The 18,252-nt window shown below is 41.9% G+C and carries 16 protein-coding genes and 1 pseudogene; 12 read left to right on the plus strand and 5 right to left on the minus strand.

Annotation, left to right across the window (positions count from 1 at the left end; translation table 11 throughout):
- Positions 1-152: 152 nt before the first annotated feature.
- The 7 genes from HUS26_RS00770 (at position 153) to HUS26_RS00800 (ending at position 8,800) form a co-directional block, all read left to right on the plus strand.
- Positions 153-2,774, plus strand: a complete 2,622-nt coding sequence (locus HUS26_RS00770; protein WP_173915339.1) for a glycosyl hydrolase 53 family protein — start codon at positions 153-155, stop codon at positions 2,772-2,774.
- A 92-nt stretch (positions 2,775-2,866) separates the two neighbouring features.
- Positions 2,867-4,942: a beta-galactosidase gene (locus HUS26_RS00775; protein WP_173915340.1), complete on the plus strand. Its 2,076-nt coding sequence runs from the start codon at positions 2,867-2,869 to the stop codon at positions 4,940-4,942.
- Entirely contained in the window at positions 4,929-6,662 is a 1,734-nt protein-coding gene (locus HUS26_RS00780; protein WP_173915341.1) for a glycoside hydrolase family 35 protein, read from the plus strand. The genes HUS26_RS00775 and HUS26_RS00780 overlap by 14 nt, the downstream gene beginning before the upstream one ends.
- Before the next feature lie 270 nt (positions 6,663-6,932).
- Positions 6,933-7,277 carry a MerR family transcriptional regulator gene (locus tag HUS26_RS00785; protein WP_173915342.1) on the plus strand — a complete coding sequence of 115 codons (345 nt, stop codon included), beginning with the start codon at positions 6,933-6,935 and terminating at the stop codon, positions 7,275-7,277.
- Positions 7,274-7,729, plus strand: coding sequence for an SRPBCC family protein (locus HUS26_RS00790; RefSeq protein WP_173915343.1), 456 nt, complete (start codon positions 7,274-7,276; stop codon positions 7,727-7,729). Before HUS26_RS00785 ends, HUS26_RS00790 begins: the two co-directional genes overlap by 4 nt.
- A gap of 67 nt (positions 7,730-7,796) precedes the next feature.
- Positions 7,797-8,351 (plus strand): GNAT family N-acetyltransferase, encoded by a 555-nt coding sequence (locus HUS26_RS00795; RefSeq protein WP_173915344.1) that lies wholly within the window; start codon positions 7,797-7,799, stop codon positions 8,349-8,351.
- Positions 8,352-8,422: 71 nt separating this feature from the next.
- Complete coding sequence (locus HUS26_RS00800; protein ID WP_173915345.1) at positions 8,423-8,800, plus strand: DUF4440 domain-containing protein; 378 nt, start codon at positions 8,423-8,425, stop codon at positions 8,798-8,800.
- A 156-nt stretch (positions 8,801-8,956) separates the two neighbouring features.
- Here the strand turns inward: HUS26_RS00800 and HUS26_RS00805 are convergent, their stop codons facing one another.
- The 4 genes from HUS26_RS00805 to HUS26_RS00820 all read right to left on the minus strand — a co-directional run bounded on the left by HUS26_RS00805 (position 8,957) and on the right by HUS26_RS00820 (position 11,756).
- Positions 8,957-10,126, minus strand: coding sequence for an aminotransferase (locus HUS26_RS00805; protein ID WP_173915346.1), 1,170 nt, complete (start codon positions 10,124-10,126; stop codon positions 8,957-8,959).
- The gene (locus HUS26_RS00810) at positions 10,123-10,620 is read right to left on the minus strand and encodes an Lrp/AsnC family transcriptional regulator (protein ID WP_173915347.1); all 498 of its coding nucleotides are present in this window, start codon (positions 10,618-10,620) and stop codon (positions 10,123-10,125) included. Before HUS26_RS00810 ends, HUS26_RS00805 begins: the two co-directional genes overlap by 4 nt.
- 118 nt (positions 10,621-10,738) lie before the next feature.
- Complete coding sequence (locus HUS26_RS00815; RefSeq protein WP_173915348.1) at positions 10,739-10,894, minus strand: hypothetical protein; 156 nt, start codon at positions 10,892-10,894, stop codon at positions 10,739-10,741.
- Positions 10,895-11,075: 181 nt separating this feature from the next.
- Positions 11,076-11,756: a Na-translocating system protein MpsC family protein gene (locus tag HUS26_RS00820; protein ID WP_173915349.1), complete on the minus strand. Its 681-nt coding sequence runs from the start codon at positions 11,754-11,756 to the stop codon at positions 11,076-11,078.
- Between the two features lie 516 nt (positions 11,757-12,272).
- Between HUS26_RS00820 and HUS26_RS00825 the strand changes: the two genes are divergently transcribed.
- The 5 genes and pseudogenes from HUS26_RS00825 to HUS26_RS00845 all read left to right on the plus strand — a co-directional run bounded on the left by HUS26_RS00825 (position 12,273) and on the right by HUS26_RS00845 (position 17,482).
- The gene (locus tag HUS26_RS00825) at positions 12,273-12,839 is read left to right on the plus strand and encodes an RNA polymerase sigma factor (RefSeq protein ID WP_173915350.1); all 567 of its coding nucleotides are present in this window, start codon (positions 12,273-12,275) and stop codon (positions 12,837-12,839) included.
- Positions 12,832-13,611, plus strand: coding sequence for an anti-sigma factor (locus HUS26_RS00830; protein WP_173915351.1), 780 nt, complete (start codon positions 12,832-12,834; stop codon positions 13,609-13,611). Before HUS26_RS00825 ends, HUS26_RS00830 begins: the two co-directional genes overlap by 8 nt.
- Positions 13,612-13,778: 167 nt before the next feature.
- Positions 13,779-15,124, plus strand: a pseudogene (locus HUS26_RS00835) (copper amine oxidase).
- Between the two features lie 286 nt (positions 15,125-15,410).
- Positions 15,411-16,298 (plus strand): cupin domain-containing protein, encoded by an 888-nt coding sequence (locus HUS26_RS00840; RefSeq protein ID WP_254434105.1) that lies wholly within the window; start codon positions 15,411-15,413, stop codon positions 16,296-16,298.
- 365 nt (positions 16,299-16,663) lie between these two features.
- Positions 16,664-17,482 carry a metallophosphoesterase gene (locus HUS26_RS00845; RefSeq protein ID WP_173915352.1) on the plus strand — a complete coding sequence of 273 codons (819 nt, stop codon included), beginning with the start codon at positions 16,664-16,666 and terminating at the stop codon, positions 17,480-17,482.
- A 6-nt stretch (positions 17,483-17,488) separates the two neighbouring features.
- On the opposite strand, the gene HUS26_RS00850 is transcribed toward HUS26_RS00845, so the two are convergent.
- On the minus strand, positions 17,489-18,187 hold the full coding sequence (locus HUS26_RS00850; protein WP_173915353.1) for a CPBP family intramembrane glutamic endopeptidase: 699 nt from the start codon (positions 18,185-18,187) through the stop codon (positions 17,489-17,491).
- Positions 18,188-18,252 lie beyond the last annotated feature (65 nt).

Genomic DNA, 18,252 nt, shown 5'->3' on the forward strand with positions numbered 1-18,252 from the left:
CATGCCCGCAATCTGGGAGAAGTAAAGACATGCCTGCAAAACTACCTGTTCCCTTGTCCTCTATAGGGGACGGGTAGTTTTATTTAGATTGTTTAATAGGGAGGTGACCGTGCATTCAAGGCAATATCATAATTTAAGAGAGGAGATCGTGTATGAAATCAGGAAAATTACTTAGCTTGTTTTTAATCGTTCTAATGCTTTTTTCAATAGTTCCTCCTGTATCAGCTGAAAAATCTTCAGTTGAAATCAAGGGTGGAGACTTATCGATGGTTCCTGGGGATTTCACTGTATTGCAATTCTCAGCTAATGGAACTTCGATTGAAGATTACTCCTGGGAAGTAAGCAATGATCATGTTGTCGATGTAGATTCGCATACTGGAAGAATCGATGCCGTAGGAACAGGACAGGCTGCTCTTACATTAAATGCAACGGATGATAATGGAAAAGATTATCAGGTCACTAGGAAAGTAACAGTTTCTGGAGGGCCCGCACCAATAGTAGAACCCGTACATGAACTTCAAAACAACAATAGACCTGACTTTATGATGGGTGCAGATGTTTCTTCATTGCACCAGATTATGGAAGAGGGTAAGAAGTTTTATAATTTAGATGGTCAAGAATCACACCTATTTGATGTGTTAGAGGAAAATGGTGTGAACTGGGTTCGATTGAGAGTATGGAACGATCCATATGATAAATTCGGCAACCCTTATGGCGGTGGAAACAGTAATCTGGATTCCACCATTGCTCTTGCCAAGCAGGCCAAGGAAAGAGGCATGAACCTGTTTGTCACCTTCCATTACAGCGATTTTTGGGCACATCCCGGCCAGCAGATTAAACCAAAAGAATGGTCGGATTTAGAAGGCGAGGAACTAGTGGATGCAGTGGGAGACTTTACGACAGAGTCTTTAGAGAAAATGAAGGCTGAAAGCGTGTATCCGAACATGGTTGGTATCGGCAACGAGACAAATAGCGATATTTTAGATCAGAAGTTCAACCTTACCTCTGAAGGATACATGAATCCTGTGGCCGTAGACATTTTTAAAGCCGGTGCCGCAGCTGTACGCAGCACAGATCCTCATGCAGATGATCCAGAGAACAAAGCAATGGTTTCTTTCCATCTTGCTAACGGCAACAATACATGGCTCTATAACAGTTTTGCTTCAGCTATGGAAAAAAATGATGTCGACTATGATGCCATTGGTGCATCTTACTATCTATCATGGCATGGAACATACGATGAAGTGTTAAATAATCTCAATAACATCACCGAGAAATACGGGAAGTATGCATTCATCGCTGAAACAGCCTACCCTTGGACGATCCAGGAAGATGCCGGTGACGACACACCACAAAATTTTAAGCATGGCGATGTCAGTACTGTTGGATTGGCAGCTTCTATTCAAGGACAAGCTACGGCTCTTCGCGAGGTTATTAATGTGGCAGCAAATATTAAGAATGAAAAAGGCCTGGGGGCTTTTTATTGGGAACCAGCCTGGCTGCCGGGTAACACAACAGGATGGGCGACTCCATATGGAACAGGATGGGAAGTAGCCGGCTTATTTGATATCAATGGCTATGCGCTTCCTTCGCTTCAAACTTTTAATCTGGTAAGAGGCGGCCAGATGGTACCTGATGATGCGGAAGAGTATGCGTACGGCTGGGAAACCCAAGTCGTTTTAAATAAGGGTAACAGCCTTCAGATGCCGGAAGAGATTATAGCTGTCAAAAACAACGGAATGATGGGAGATAGCAAGCGTTCGATCACGAAACAGCCGGTGGAATGGAACGAGGAAAACGTGGCGGAAGTTAATGTAAATGTTCCTGGAGAATACATCGTGTTTGGAAGTGTTGCCGGTAAAGAAAATAATGCCTTTGCTCATGTCATTGTAAGAGAAAATGCGTCATCGGCTGCCAAAGCGCCAACGTTCAGCCTGCCTGATGGCCGTGAGGTAAACGTTGCAGATGGTGATGGATACTCTTATTCGACGAGGCATGTTGTAAAGGGTGGGAGCTATATTGAGCTTGATACAGAGACTCCGAATGCAGGGATTTACTTTACGATCGATGGCGCCAATCCGATCAGCGGCAGCGGATCAACGAAAGAACTAGCAGGAGCTCCGTATATTAAAGACTATGATTCGATCCGTGTATATGCCGGTCCGATCCAAATTTCTCAAAACGTTAATATTCAGGCCGCGTCGAAACGATCGGGCTACAATTACGTGTCTGGCCAGTGGGGCTCAGAACGAACGATCTTGGATTACAGTCCAATCGTAAGTTCAAGCTATAAGGCCGTTTACGATTATAGTGATGAGCTGCTCGCTAATGGCGGATTTGAAACCGGCAACTTGCGTGGATGGAAACTGAAGAGCAAAGCAGCGGAAGCTGAAGTCATTACACCTGATGATTTTGTAACAGAAGCTTATGCCGGCGATCACTCGCTTAAGTTTTCCCTTGAGCCGGGAGAAAAGTTGAATTTAAGACAAAAGGTTAAGAAACTCCCTGATGGTCAATACAAGCTTTCTCTTTATGCCAGAGGAGAAAACCAAACCACTGATGAGACAGACATGCAGCTTTCTGCAATTACCCAAGGAAAGGAGCTCAGCACTAAGGTAGAAACGATGGACGTTCCTGGAGGTAAAATGATTTGGAGAAAGTATTCGATTGAAAATATTGAAGTTAGAAACGGAAACTTAGAAATTAATTTTGATGCGGAAACGAGTGGATCTTACTCGGGTTACCTCGACCACTTTGTCTTAGAAAAACAATAAAGTACATGATCATCCCCTTGTTTTGCCTAGAAGGGAGACAGGGGGAATTTTATTTAGTTTTCCACTTGATTAAGTAGAAGAAAGGTGATTATATGACGAAAAAATATAAACCAGTCAGTAATAAAATTCCCAAAATGCTTCATGGTGCTGATTATAACCCGGAACAATGGGCAGAGTATCCAGGGATATTTGAAGAAGATCTTCGGTTAATGAAGCTGGCTAAATGTAACGTTATGTCTGTCGGCATCTTTTCCTGGGCAAAACTTGAGCCGGAGGAAGGTGTATTTAACTTTGATTGGCTGGACCATGTACTCGGGAAGTTAGCGGAGAATGACATCTATGTGTTTTTAGCCACACCCACTGGAGCGCGTCCTGCATGGATGTCTGAAGAGTATGAGGAAGTCCTGCGGGTCGGGCCAAACCGGGTAAGAAATCTGCATGGTCTAAGACACAACCATTGTTATACCTCTCCTGTTTACCGCGAAAAAGTTTCGATTATGAACAGTAAACTGGCGGATAGGTATTCCACTCATCCAGCGGTAATCGGGTGGCATATCTCCAATGAATATGGCGGGGAATGCCACTGTAATTATTGCCAGGAGGCCTTCCGTAAATGGCTGAAAGATAAATATGAGACGTTGGATAACTTAAATCATAGCTGGTGGACGACGTTTTGGAGCCATACGTATACGTCCTGGCCGCAAATTGAATCACCAGCACCACACGGAGAGAAGATGGTACATGGTCTAAATCTAGATTGGAAGCGATTTGTGACCGATCAGACGCTTGATTTTTATAAACATGAGGTTAAACCGCTGAAATCTGTGAACCCTGACTTGCCGGCTACAACTAACTTTATGGAGGCGTTTGAAGGGTTAAATTACGCGAAGTTCTCTGAAGCACTGGATTTCGTCTGCTGGGATTCCTACCCGACGTGGCATGATAATGAGGGCGATGTAAATCAAGCGGCTTGGGTGGCGATGAATCATGACATGTTTCGTTCCATCAAGGGCGGCCAGCCATTTTTATTGATGGAAAGCACGCCGAGCCTGACCAATTGGCAGCCAATCAGCAAACTGAAGAGGCCCGGCATGCATTTGCTGTCTTCCATGCAGGCAGTGGCGCACGGGTCAGACTCTGTTCAATATTTTCAGTGGAGAAAGAGCAGAGGATCTAGTGAAAAGTTCCATGGAGCGGTTGTCGATCATGTCGGAAACGAACATACCCGGGTGTTTAATGACGTTGCAAAAGTGGGCGAAACTCTTAATCAATTAGACGCTGTCGTTGGAACCTCAGTCGATGCCGAAGTGGCTCTTATTTTTGATACGGAAAATAGATGGGCTGTCAAAGATGCTCAAGGTCCCCGCAATCAGGGAGTCAAGTATGAGAAAACAGTAGCCGTGCATTATCAGGCCTTCTGGAAACAAGGAGTTCCTGTTGATGTCATCGATATGGACAGTGATTTATCTAAATACAAACTTGTCGCTGCCCCCATGCTGTATATGGTGAGGCCGGGAGTGGGAGAAAGAATAGAAGAGTTTGTGAAACAAGGCGGCACATTTGTAACCACTTATTGGTCCGGCATCGTAAATGAAAATGATTTAACCTTCTTAGGAGGATTCCCTGGTCCTCTTCGTCACACAATGGGCATCTGGTCTGAAGAAATCGACGGACTGTATGACGGACAGACGAATTCTATTAAATTCGGAGAAAATGATTTAGGAATTAGCGGAGAGTATATGGCTTATGAGTTATGTGACTTAATTCATGCAGAAGGTGCCGAAGTCTTAGCTTCCTATCAGGATGATTTTTATGCCGGTCGCCCTGCTCTGACGGTAAATCAGCTCGGTCAGGGGAAAGCCTATTATGTGGCATCTCGCAATAAGCAGCCCTTTCATGATGAATTTTACTCTAAACTCATCAAAGATATCGGTGTTAAAAAATCACTCGAAAGCAAGCTGCCCGTGGGAATATCGGCTCAAACCCGTACAGATGGGAATCATGATTATATTTTTCTGATGAACTTTGGCGAGGACAAGCAGGCAGTCAAATTGCCGAAGGGAGAGTTTATCAGCATGATTGATGGAGCATCGCTATCTGGAAAAGTCGAGTTATCACCTTTTGGCTTTTCTATATTAAAAAGGGAGTTAAACGATGTTAGAATCTAAAAATGGCGAGTTCTATTTAGATAACGAGTCTTTTCAAATTTTGTCTGGGGCCATCCATTACTTTCGCAACGTGCCTGAATATTGGGAAGACAGACTCCAGAAATTGAAAGCTTTAGGGTTAAACACGGTGGAAACCTATATTCCTTGGAATTTTCACGAACCGAAGAAGGGCGATTTTCATTTTTCAGGAATGGCCGATATTGAACAATTTATTAGATTGGCGCATCAGTTGGAACTATATGTGATTATCAGGCCGTCTCCTTATATTTGTGCGGAATGGGAGATGGGCGGTCTTCCTGCCTGGTTATTAAAAGAAGACATCGTCCTGCGCAGCAGTGATCCAGCTTACTTACACCATATTGAAGAATACTACGATGTTTTACTTCCTAAATTCCGTCCGTATCTATATCAAAACGGCGGACCCATAATAGCGATGCAAATTGAAAATGAATACGGAGCCTATGGGAACGACCAGAAATACTTGAAGTTTTTCAAAAAGCAATATGAAAAGCATGGGCTTTATACATTTCTTTTTACTTCAGATGGCCCTGAATTCATTAATCAGGGTTCCCTGCCGGACGTTACGACGACTTTAAACTTCGGTTCTAAGGTTGAGAGTGCTTTTCAGCAGTTAGAGAAATTTAAGCCGGGTTCGCCCAAAATGGTCGCTGAATTCTGGATTGGCTGGTTCGACTATTGGACGGGCAAACACCATACAAGAGACGCCGAAGAGGCAGTTTACGTATTTAAAGAACTGATGGAGAAAAAAAGCTCTGTGAATTTTTATATGTTTCACGGAGGAACCAACTTTGGCTTCATGAATGGCGCCAACCATTACGATATCTATTATCCCACGATTACCAGCTATGACTATGATAGTTTGCTAACAGAAAGTGGAGAAATCACTGAGAAATACCGTGCCGTTAAACGAACATTAAGCGATTATGTCGAAGTCCCGCAAGACTATGAAAGCAAGATTTCCACGAAAAGTTACGGCACAGTAAGCATGGACGAATCGGTCAGTTTATTTGATGTATTAAACAAAATAAGCCGTAGGGTGAAGCATATCAGGCCGCTGCCCATAGAAAAGATCGATCAATCGTATGGCTATACGCTGTACCGGACAGAGGTAAACAGAAAAGGCGGTTTAAGCATGAAAATCGATGACATCCACGACAGGGCCTATATTTATATTAACGGAAAACATGTTTCTACTATTTATAAGAATGATGAATTGAGAAAGGTTACGCTAAATTTCCCAAATGAAAGCAACACGTTAGAAATATTGGTGGAAAATATGGGAAGAGCCAATTATGGAGAACACCTGGCAGACAGAAAAGGAATTACAAGTAACATCTGGCTGGGCGAGCAGTACTTTTTTAATTGGGAAATGTACGCGATTGAATTGGATTGGCTGCCTGATAACTTCTTGGCGGGCAAAGATGTTAGATATCCGAAGTTCTTCCGTGGAACATTCGATGCCGAAGGGTTACATGATACGTTTATTGACAGTACAGGCTTTACCAAAGGGAATATTTTCATTAATGGCTTTAACTTAGGCAGGTACTGGAATACAGCTGGTCCGCAGCAAAGAATCTATCTGCCAGGCCCTTTGTTGAAAGATAAGGATAATGAATTAGTGATTCTGGAGTTAGAGCATACCCATACACTTGAAGTTCAATTACTCGATCAGAATAAGCTGGAAACAGGTGTCAGTTAGATTTGGGACCTTATAAGTTACCGAGTTCAATAGCAAATTAAGATACGCTATAAAAAATTCGAAAGGTTTCCTTTGGGGAACCTTTTTTGTATGGAGAATAGAGTTAAGTTGTGAAATATCGCTTTTTATTTTATAAAAAGTAGAGTAATTGAAAGGATTATGGTCAGATTTGCGAGAAGAATAATAATGAGCAGTTAATAAATTTTCATTATTTTTTATTGACTCTGGGGTGCAGCCCACGGTTTATTATGGAGGCAGGAGGATCAAGGTGTGTATAAAATTAGCAAGTTTTCTGAGATAACGGGGTTAAGCAAAGAAACTTTAAGATATTATGCTGAAGTTAAACTACTGGAACCTGCCTGCATCCACCCTGACAACGGTTATCGTTATTACGATGATGGAAGTTACTTTTTGGCCATTCTATTAGTGAAGCTAAGGAGTTTAGGTTTTACGATTCAGGAAATGATTGCTGTTATGGAAGATGAATCATTTGAAAATCTGGAAAAGTTACTAAAGCAAAAAAGAACCAAAATAAACAAACAGATAGAGGATCTAATATTAAAGATGGAAGAAATCGATGACTTTCTTTTATCTGGCAAAGGAGAAATTGAATGATTACTTGGAGAGAAGAAACGATGATTGATGCGAACATTGAGGAAGTCTGGGAGTTATTCCGTGATAAAAATATAAAGAAGATTATGCCCAAAGTAGAGGAACAAGAGTTAATTGAGAAAAGTGAAGAGGAAGCTGGCGCTAAGCATAAACAGACATATCGAGAAGGAAAAAGGTTAGAAACCTACATTGTCCATACATTGGCTTATAATAACTTAGAAGACAAGAAACACAAGAAAATAAACTTCATCATCGGTAAGGCTTTTGAGATCACCCTGTCCTTCACATTAATCAAAATGGATGATCATGAAACCAAATTTATTTATGAAGGAGAAAACAAGGGTATTAATTTTGTCGGTCGAGCGATGATGAAACTGGCAAACAAGAAGGGGAATAATAAAGTTGTCTTTGAGTTTTTAGAAAGAGTCAGGCAAGAAGCGGAGAATGCTGGTTAAGGGTGACTATAAACAGATAGCAGCTTAAACAAAATAAGGTTTTAAGTAATTTAAAAGAGGTGCTTCATTGGAAGAGTTTACAATTTGTTCAGAAACAGAAAGGTTAGTAATAAGGCCATTAAAGAAATCGGATTATAAGAATTGGCTGACTGAATTTGAAAGCCGTTTTCCTTCCCAACACAGGTATGATAAAGGAAAAGTGAATATGAAGGAATGTACGGAAGAATGGTTTGCAAATCTAGTAGAAAAACATCAAGAATTAGCGGTGTCAGACACGGCTCATATCTTTGGTGTTTTTAGAAAAAAAGATAATACTCATCTTGGAATGATCGACTTTTCCACATTATATAGAGGCGAATTTCAATGGGGCAGGATCGGTTACACCATACATAACCAGTATTGGAAGAAAGGCTACGGAAAAGAAGCAGTGAAAGAAGCAATAAATATTGCATTAAACGATTTAAAATTCCACCGTATTGAAGCCCATATCAATTTAGATAATTCTCCCTCCATTAAGTTAGCAGAAAGTGTTGGAATGGAGTTTGAATGTATAAGAAAAGGATTTATCCATGAGTTTGGCGAATGGACAGATAATCTGATTTATTACCTAAACGCTAAATAAATTTTTCCTGTAAAAGTACATGGCAGTTATTCTTAAGTAGATCATGCTTTTCAAAACAAGGAGCTGAATGGATGGATAACAACTTTAAAGAACAATTAAAAAAATTAGAGGAAAGTCATTTAAATCTCGAAGTTCGGAGGTCTTCTGAGGAACTGGATAAAATACTTGCAGATGAATTTTTTGAATTCGGGAGTTCAGGAAAAATTATTAATAAAAATGATTGTATAAACGCTGGTGTAACGCTTGATGAATTAAAGTTGTATGATTTTGAAATTCACCCTCTCGCCAGGGATGTAGTTTTAACAACTTATTACATACATAATAAAACAAAAAAGCGAAACTCTCTCCGCAGCTCTATTTGGAAGTTCCAAAAAGGAAGGTGGAAGCTGTTTTTTCATCAGGGAACGGTGACTAATAGGCAGGTTTCTGAGACTGAAGAGTTTAACTAGGGGAAGATTTTCGAGTGTAACTTCCCATTGTGTTTTTCTCTATATTTCCACAAACTTGCCTGCTGGCTTAGAGTAAAAAAAACAGGAAATTCCTTGAACTAGGAATTTCCTATTGATGATGCTTTCACTTATCCGTGAATTTTTATAATCTACTTTTTAAATCCGTTTCTCAACAAATCGTTTCATACGTTCCATTGCTTCATCAAGCTGTTTCAGCGAAGTTGCATACGAACAGCGGATGTAGCCTTCTCCGCTTGCCCCAAACACCTCACCTGGGACAACAGCTACATGTTCTTCCTTTAGCAGCTCTTCTGCGAATTCGGCTGAACTTAATCCAGTTGCCTTAATGGATGGGAAGGCGTAAAATGCTCCGCCCGGATTTGGACACGTAAGTCCAATTTCGTTCAGGCTGCTTACGATAAAGTTCCTTCTTTGTTTATAGCTCTCAAACATATCCTGTACACTCTGTCTTCCGTTCTTCATTGCTTCTAGTGCTGCATGCTGTGCTATCGTAGGAGCGCACATCATGGTGTACTGGTGGATTTTTACCATTGCGGCGATGATCTCGGGCGGCCCGGCTGCATAGCCTAACCGCCACCCAGTCATGGCAAACGCTTTTGAGAACCCGCTGATCAAAATCGTACGATCTTTCATTCGTCCAATCGCAGGGAAACTCGTATACGTTTCATCGTACGTAAGCTCTGCATAGATTTCATCTGATAGAACGAGCAGGTTATGCTTTTCAATAACTTCGGCGATCTGTTCTAATTCTTCGTGTGCTAGAAAAGTGCCTGTCGGGTTATTGGGGTTGCATAAGATGATCGCTTTTGTTTTTGGTGTAACCGCCTCTTCGATTTGCTCAGGTGTCAGCTTAAATTCATTTTCCGGCTTAGACTGAATCGTTACAGGTTTTCCTCCGGCCAGGCTGACGGTCGGTACATAAGCGACAAAGCTTGGCTCAACTACGATTACTTCATCACCAGGTTCCACAACTGCCCTTAGCGCAAGGTCAATCGCCTGACTTGCGCCAACAGTTACAATTAACTGTTCCGCCGGGTCATACGTCAGATGATAGTTTTTGAGGTATTTACTTATCTCTTCTCGCAGCTCAAGCATGCCGGCATTTTCCGTATAAGAAGTGTATCCTTGTTCTAAAGCGTGAAAGCTCTGTTCGATAAAATTCCAGGGCGTCACAAAATCCGGCTCGCCGACCCCAAGGGAAATTACATCGTCCATTTGGGCAGCGAGATCAAAAAAGCGGCGGATGCCCGATGGCTTTAAGTCTGCTACTTGCTTGGATATATACGAGGTTTGGTTTTGGTTCATGGTGATACCACAATTCTCTTATCATCGTCCTCATCATCATGCAGAATGATGCCATCGTGTTTATACTTCTTCAAAACAAAATGTGTCGTTGTAGAGATGACGGAATCAAGCGTTGAAAGTTTTTCAGAAATGAAATTCCCAATGTCCATCATCGTTTTACCTTTTACAGAAACGGATAAATCATAGGAGCCGGACATCAGATAAACGGAATTCACCTCTGGAAAACGATAGATACGCTCGGCTACTTTATCAAAACCGACACCGCGCGCAGGGGTTACTTTTACATCAACCATTGCCGTAACGTCTTCCTTGTCTAGAACCTGCGCCCAGTCAATCAGCGTGGAATAGCCGAGGATCGCTTTCTTTTTTTCAAGCTCATCAATTAATTCACGGATTTCTTCTATACTTTTACCCATTAATTTCGCAATTTTCTCTACTTCAAGATTCGCATTTTTTTCTATTAATTTTAGCAGTTCTACTTCATTTTCTTTCATAGTTAAACACCCACTTCTTTATTATGCCTATTATTCTATCAGTATTGCGATCGAACTAAAACCCTGATGATGAGTTAAATCTTTCGAAGAAGCACAAAAGAGTGTGGGGGAGAACGGATTAATTCTCAACTTTCGCTTTGGCCATGGCCGTCTTCATCAGCTCGATATGGCTTAAAATCATCTCTTTTATATCGATATCCTCTGCTCTTTCATAATCTTTCTCTAAACGCTTCAGTTCCTTATGGAAGAGCTTCATTTCAAATCTATTAATCATGTGAAAAAACCCTTTCAAATAAGATAGAAACCTGAATGGATAGTCATAATGTGCACTTTATCTACAGTGTGCACGAGAGTCTTACTATCTATTCTATGAAAATAGAAAAAGCCGAAAAGAACAGGGATCTCCTGTCCTTTTCGGCTTATGTCCGGCACAAATTTATCCAGTTCACTACTGCCTAATTATTCGGTTTTAATACAAATGAAATCACGCTGTTATCACGGGCGAAATCCCAGTCTACAAAAACATCCTGAACCGTGGCATCAAGAATCCTTGAAAATTGAGTGCTGTTCAGCAGCATTTCACCCTCCAGCTGCCTCTTTGCAACACGGAGCTTTTCATCAAAGCCCAGGGCGACCAGCTGCTTTTCAATAGGGACTAGAATTCCTTCACGAATGACCACTAATGATCGGTTGCTCAGCCTGTAAGACTCCACATGGTCCGGAACTTTCTCCGCTTCTTCACTGATGCGGATAATTTCCTTGTGGACTTCCTCTTTGCCGCGATAAGCCTCTGATGGTGCGGGGGTCTCGTAGCTGACACCGACAATTACTCCCGTTTGATTGGCGAGATTCCAATCATAATATATCTGCTGAATATCTAAATCTGTAATAGCTTTTATTTGTCCGCGTATTTCGGGTTCGAGAGATTTCATTACATACTCCCGAGTTGTTTTAACTGTAATATCCTGTTCTTGTTCTAAGAGAACCTGCTCTGTTGCAGATACGAAACCACTTAAATAAATAACATACGGCGGGCAGATGGTAACGTGGATCGCTTGTGGACCTTTGCTGAATTTATCCCGCAGCAGTTTACCAAAATTATTAGCAAGCTTCGTTTGCTGTTCTCTAATTTCCATATTGCGAAACATCCTTTTTATAAGAAGAAGCATCCTATCTTCTTCTCAAATATTATTTTAATATTTATAAAATTCTATATTTATAAAATTCTATGTAAATACTTCAGTCTACTAAAATTTCTTTGATTATATTTTTCCCCAAATCGTAAGTAGAAAAACGTTTCTAGTTACTGTTTCGCTATAAAGTCCAATAAGCGCCGAAGGAAAGTATTGGTCTATTACAAAGAACTGATAAGGGAGGAAATCGTGACCCGCGAACCGTTTTTGATGAATCCCGTGAAAGAGATTAAGCAGACTTATGAGAGAACGTTTGGCACGCCCGCGGTTTAACTGCTGCAGCTGAGGGCCTTATAGGAGGTCTTCCGTTTTTATTTTTGCTGTATAATTCTTTTATCCTATTTTAAGAAAAAACACATCCAAAAGCTGTTCCTGTACGTATGCTCTATAAATACGTGAAAGATTTCCTTTTTATAGATATACTAAGGAATACCAATGGCATAAAAAGGGGAATCCTGAATGAGCAGATTGACGGACCTTGAACTATACGAACAAATATGCAACAAAGATAGAGAAGCACTGGAATTACTATATAATCGATATGAAAAATTATTATATTCTTTCGCTCATCGTCTATTAAAGGATCAGCAGGCCGCAGAAGAAGTGATGCAGGATGTATTTATAAAACTGTGGAAAGGAAAGGGAGCGGGCCAGTACGTGAGTGAGCGCGGCAAATTTTCGAGCTGGCTTTTGACAATTACGAGGAACGCTTCCATAGACTTGATGCGAAAAAAGAAAGTACAGGAAGTGGAATGGGACAGCCGGGATTCATTAAATGAAAATATGCCTGTTGTCGAAGAGGTAATCCAGGATGAAGAAGAGCGCGACCGCTTGAGAAAGGCGATAGATACACTTCCCGATCAACAGCAGCGGATAATTTGTCTGTTTTATTTTCAAGGTTTATCCCAGAGGGAGATTGCCGAAAAATGTGATATACCGCTTGGAACGGTCAAAGGGCGTGTTCGGCTCGCCTTAAAGAAGCTTCGTGAGCACCTGGAAGAGAAAGGGGGGACCACCGATGAATGAGAAACAATGCGGGAAAGTGATTGATTATTTAAACGATCAGCTGATGGAAAAAGAGAGAAAAGAATTTGAAGAGCATTTGCGGGAGTGTCCCGACTGTCAGGAGGAACTTCAGGAACTGGAAGAGATTATGGGAGAATTCCCTTCTTATATGAAAGAAACAGTCCCCCCTTCCGGCATGAAGGAGCGAGTGCTTGATCGTGTATTTGAGGAAGAGGAAGAAAAGCCGGAGCAAGAGGAAGCTCGAGTCATAGCTCCTAAGCCTGCGCGCTGGAAGGTCTGGGCTGGAGCACTTGCAGCAGGGCTGCTGCTTTCCATCGGAGGAAATATATTCGCAGGACTGCAGCTGCAGCAGCTGTCTTCTCAAAACGATGAACTTGAAACGACGCTGTCAGATCTCCAGGCGGCCCTTACTGAACTTGAGGATCGCGGTGGGACGGTGTCACCGCTGATGCAGGCCCAGCTTGCATCCACAGGAGAAGAAGGTCAGGGAATGGCTACTATGGTCGATCGAGAGGCAGGAGCTGAACTGCTTATTCAGGTAAATAACTTAAATCAGTTAGAAGGAGATCAAGTGTATCAAGTATGGCTGATCGAAGGAGAAAAACCTGAGCCGGCCGGAACTTTTACAACCAACCAGGAAGGTAACGGTGCAGTCACCTACCGTGTAGATGACGAGAATCTGAAATCATGGGATGCGATTGCGATTACAAAAGAACCTCATGCGAATAACCAGCTCCCTCAAGGAGAGATTGTCCTGCAGGCAGAATTGTAAGGAAATGAAGAGGCTGATAAAAAAATCAGCCTCTTTTTTTGTTGATAGAAAAGAGATTAAGCAATTTTTTGAAAATTTTTTTGTTTTTTTGTGATCCAAAACAAAACTCCTCACGTTAGCTTAGTGAAATTAATTTTAAGAGGAGTGGTTGGAAAATGAAAAAACAAATGAACTGGAAGAAATCTTTGGTTGTAGTACCGATGTCCGCAGCTTTGATTTTACCGACAGCGACCCCGGCATTCGCAAATGATCATGGAAATCATAAGCAGGAAGTAAGTGTCTCTACACCAGCAGCCGATTTAAGGGCAGCACTTGATCAGTCCCTTTCCGAGCACGCCTACCTGGCCGTAGTTACAATGCAAAAAGGGATTGAAGGGGCGGAGGATTTTGAAGAAGCAGCCGCAGCGCTTGAAGGAAATACACAAGATTTAACGGCAGCGATCACGTCCGTTTATGGAGAAGAAGCGGGTGCTCAATTTGAGTCGATGTGGTCTGAACATATTGGATTTTTTGTTGATTACGTAACTGCAACGGCCGAAGACGATGAAGCCGGACGTGAAGAAGCCTTAAGCAATCTTGAAAATTATCGGGATGATTTCTCTGCATTCTTAGAAACAGCTACAGTGAGCGCCTTGACGCTTCTGCCTTAGCTGAAGGACTGCAAATGCACGTCGATCAGCTTGTTGGCGCGTTTGATAACTATGAAGAAGGCAATTTTGACGAAGCCTACCAGAATCTGCGTACAAGTATTGACCATATGTACGGAGTAGGGGAAAACTTGTCTGTAGCAATCACAGATCAGTTCCCAGAGAATTTTGAAAATACGAACCCTGATACACCAGCGGCAGACTTGCGTGCTGACTTAAACCACTTGCTTTCTGAGCATGCAGCACTGGCTGTTCTTGCGATGCAAAAAGGGGGCGATGGTGCCGAAGACTTTGAAAATGCAGCAGGTGCGCTGAGCAATAATACTGAAGATCTGACAGCAGCCATCGCTTCTGTTTACGGTGAAGAAGCAGGATCTCAATTTGAAGAAATGTGGTCAGAGCATATCGGGTATTTCGTTGATTATGTGGAAGCAACAGGCGCTGGCGATGAAGCGGCAAAAGAAGAAGCCTTAAATAATCTTGATCAATATCGTACGACATTCTCAGAGTTCTTAGATACAGCGACTGAAGGCGGTCTGGAAGCTGAACAGACAGCAGAAGGTCTGCAAATGCACGTAGACCAGCTGACTGGATCATTTAACAGCTATTTAGAAGGTGACTTTGAAACTGCTTATAACCAGCTTCGTGAAGCTTATGCCCACATGTATGGCGTAGGTGAAGGACTATCTGGAGCGATCGTCGCTCAAAATCCGGATATGTTCGCTTCCAATATGCCATCTGAAATGCCGAAAACAGGTATGGGCGGGATGAGTGACCAAGGCGGAATGAACGCATGGGCGATTGCATTTGCAAGCATGGCAGCAGTTCTGCTGGCTGTATTTGGAATCCGCCGCAGCAAAGCATAAACTAAATCACTGGAACACCTATATAGTTCATTTCAACGAAGAGTGAAGACAGGCATCTATTTTTCATAGATGCCTGTCAGTTTGTAGAGAAACCTCATGATTTCGGGCGACCGGCTTTTCTTTCGAAGGAAAGTGCAAAGGCCTCCGGGAAACGAATCGTTTTCCTTGGGCGTACGGTGAGCTTCCTGAAGGAGAATGGGAGGTTTTTACAATATCAGCTGCATAAGTACATTCCCCAATCATAAAGTATAGGATGAATTTATAATTTTTGAAGGGAATGAGGCAGATGTTCAATTACCCTAATATGTATCCAAATCCTTATGGAAACAACCCAATGTTTAACGGAGGCCAAGGAAACCACCAAGATCATCAGCAAGTGCTAAACGCTGTGCTCACTAGTATCGAAGGGAAAGCGTCGGCTGTTGATTTTTACAGCCGATTAGCTGCTTTTGCGCCAAATCAAAAGCATAAGAGTGAACTTCTCCGTACGTTAGAAGAGGAAGAAGGACACTTAAAGCATTTTACGGACCTGTATGTCACACTTACCGGTAATCCGCCGATGTATGACCTGCAGCCAATCACATTTAATAGTTACAGTGAAGGATTACAGAAGGCATATGAAGCAGGCGTTCATAATTATGAAGAATATCGCGAAGGTTACGAACTTACGCAGCATTTACCTATTCGTGAAGTGTTCATGAGAGCTTGCAATGATGAGGTTGATCAAGTCGAGCGCTTAACTAAATTGTCATCAAATGAAGAACGCATTGATCTGGATGATTATGGGACACAGCCGTTTGTTGTGGATATTGAAGAAGCTTCTAAGCAAAATACTACGTTCAGAACAGCTATATGGACAGGAGATCATCTTCAGGTAACAGTAATGAGCATAGATGTTGGAGATGATATCGGTTTAGAAGTCCACCCAGACGTTGATCAATTTTTACGTATAGAAGAGGGAGAAGGATTGGTGCAGATGGGGGACAGTAAAGATCAATTAGATTTTGAAGCTCCTGTGTATGATGACTATGCTATCATGGTTCCTGCTGGGAAATGGCATAACTTGACAAATACTGGAGATGAACCGCTGAAGCTTTACACTATTTATGCACCGCCTGAGCATCCGTTTGGTACGGTTCATGAAACAAAAGCTGATGCAATGGAAGCTGAATAATTCATTCAAAAGGTTATCTTTAAAGATAACCTCTTTTATGTGCAATTTTTTATTGAGGAAAGAATCGAAACCATAGTGTATGGTCATTTGCCAAAATAAAAGCTATTATTATCACAGAGCAGAAAAAATCCAGGCATGAGCCTGGCAGAGTTTATAGAACAAGTTGTATAATTCCAGCGATTAATAGAGCGACAGACCCGACTACTAGAGCGATTCTGGCGGGGAGGTTAGCTTTATGAAAGATTCTAAAGAACATCAGCATTCACCTCACTAAAATGGTTTTGCTTTCATTATGATATACGTATTAAGGGGATAAAAAGATTCAAAAAAGGAGTAATTTTAATGAATACCACGGGCAATGCACAATGAAAAAGCGGCTTGTTTTCTTTACTTTTATACCAATAATTTTTGCTTCAATAAAGGCCATTTTTGATACGAATGTTTTTAAAGTGAACAGCGTCCACTTTCTCAGTAATAAACTGCCGAAAGGGTCTAAAATCACCATTTTGCAGATAAGTGACCTGCACAATAAAGAGTTTGGAGAGAACAACCAAAAGCTGTTATACACGGCAGAGAAATTAAATCCGGACATCATCGTAATGACTGGTGATCTTATCAGTAGAGGGACAAAGCAGTTTGAACGGGTATTTTCTTTCGTTGAGAAACTAACCTCAGTCCATGAATCTGTTTATTTTGTTTCTGGGAATCATGAGTGGGATAATCCCCGTATCCAAGAATTTTTCGATGGCCTCAAGGTGCGAAAAGTTACCATTTTAGATAATCAGCATACGATAGTAACTAAAAATGAGGTCAAGCTTCATTTAATAGGGGTTGGTGACTGCTCTACAGATCATGAAAATACGGATAAAGCTTTTGACGGGATAGACCAGGAACGTTATACGATCCTGCTGTCCCATTCACCGAGCATTACGAAAAAGTACAGCGGTTTACCGGCTGATTTGGTCTTAAGCGGACATACACACGGCGGACAAGTAAGGATTCCTTTAATTGGGGCGGTGGTGGCTCCCGAACAGAAACTTTTTCCAAATCTCGATAAAGGAACATTCAAAACCGGTCAAGATCAGATGCTTTACATTGACAGCGGCTTAGGTACGAGTAAAGCTCCGATCCGTTTCTTAAATCAAAGCCAAATCAGTTTTATCCAGATCACCAGCGATTCCTAGATCTTCCTAACCTACGACCAGTAAAATCGAAATCCCGTTGACTAATCCATGGACTATTACTCCCGGCCAGATAGAGTTCGTACGTTCGTAGGCCCATGCGAACACAACCCCGTCCATGAAGTTAATAGGCATTGTATTTGTCGTCGGATAATGAGCAGCTGTAAATATTAAAGAGCTTATTAAAATGCCCCACGTCATGCCGACGCGTGTGCGAAGCCAGCGGTAGAGAAAGCCGCGGTAAAAAATCTCTTCGTAAATCGGGGAAATAACCGCTGCACTGATTAGCCCAATTAACAATGTCATTAGGCTTAAGTTCTGCTGAAGGCTTTCGGTTTTGCTGTTTTCCGAGGTGTGCCCAAAATAGCTGATGAATGTTAAAACCGCAAAGCCGCCAATCATTAGCAGCAATGTCCAAAGAAGGATGCGTCTCCAGTCCTTAGCTGGAAAAGCACGGACTCCGACTTCATTCCACTTTAGCTGCTTCGGCCTTAAGGCTATAAAATACACACCGGTAATCAGGACCATCGCGATAACAATGCCAGTTAAAGTTCCAGAGTACAAGGAGTTGTCGAACCACTGCTCTAATAGTTCCTGTATTCCGTATTTTACTACAATCATGACGAATAAAAATTCTAATAAAAGCAGGCTTATAAAGGTTTTCCATGTCCATGGATCGGTTTGTTTCCAAAGCGGCTTGTTCTCCATACTCGATCTCCTTTAATTCAAAGAAATACTTTTACTATATTAAGTAACGCAGCGTCACCTGCCGG

The organism is Halobacillus sp. Marseille-Q1614 (genome assembly GCF_902809865.1).
GTDB lineage: Bacteria > Bacillota > Bacilli > Bacillales > Halobacillaceae > Halobacillus_A.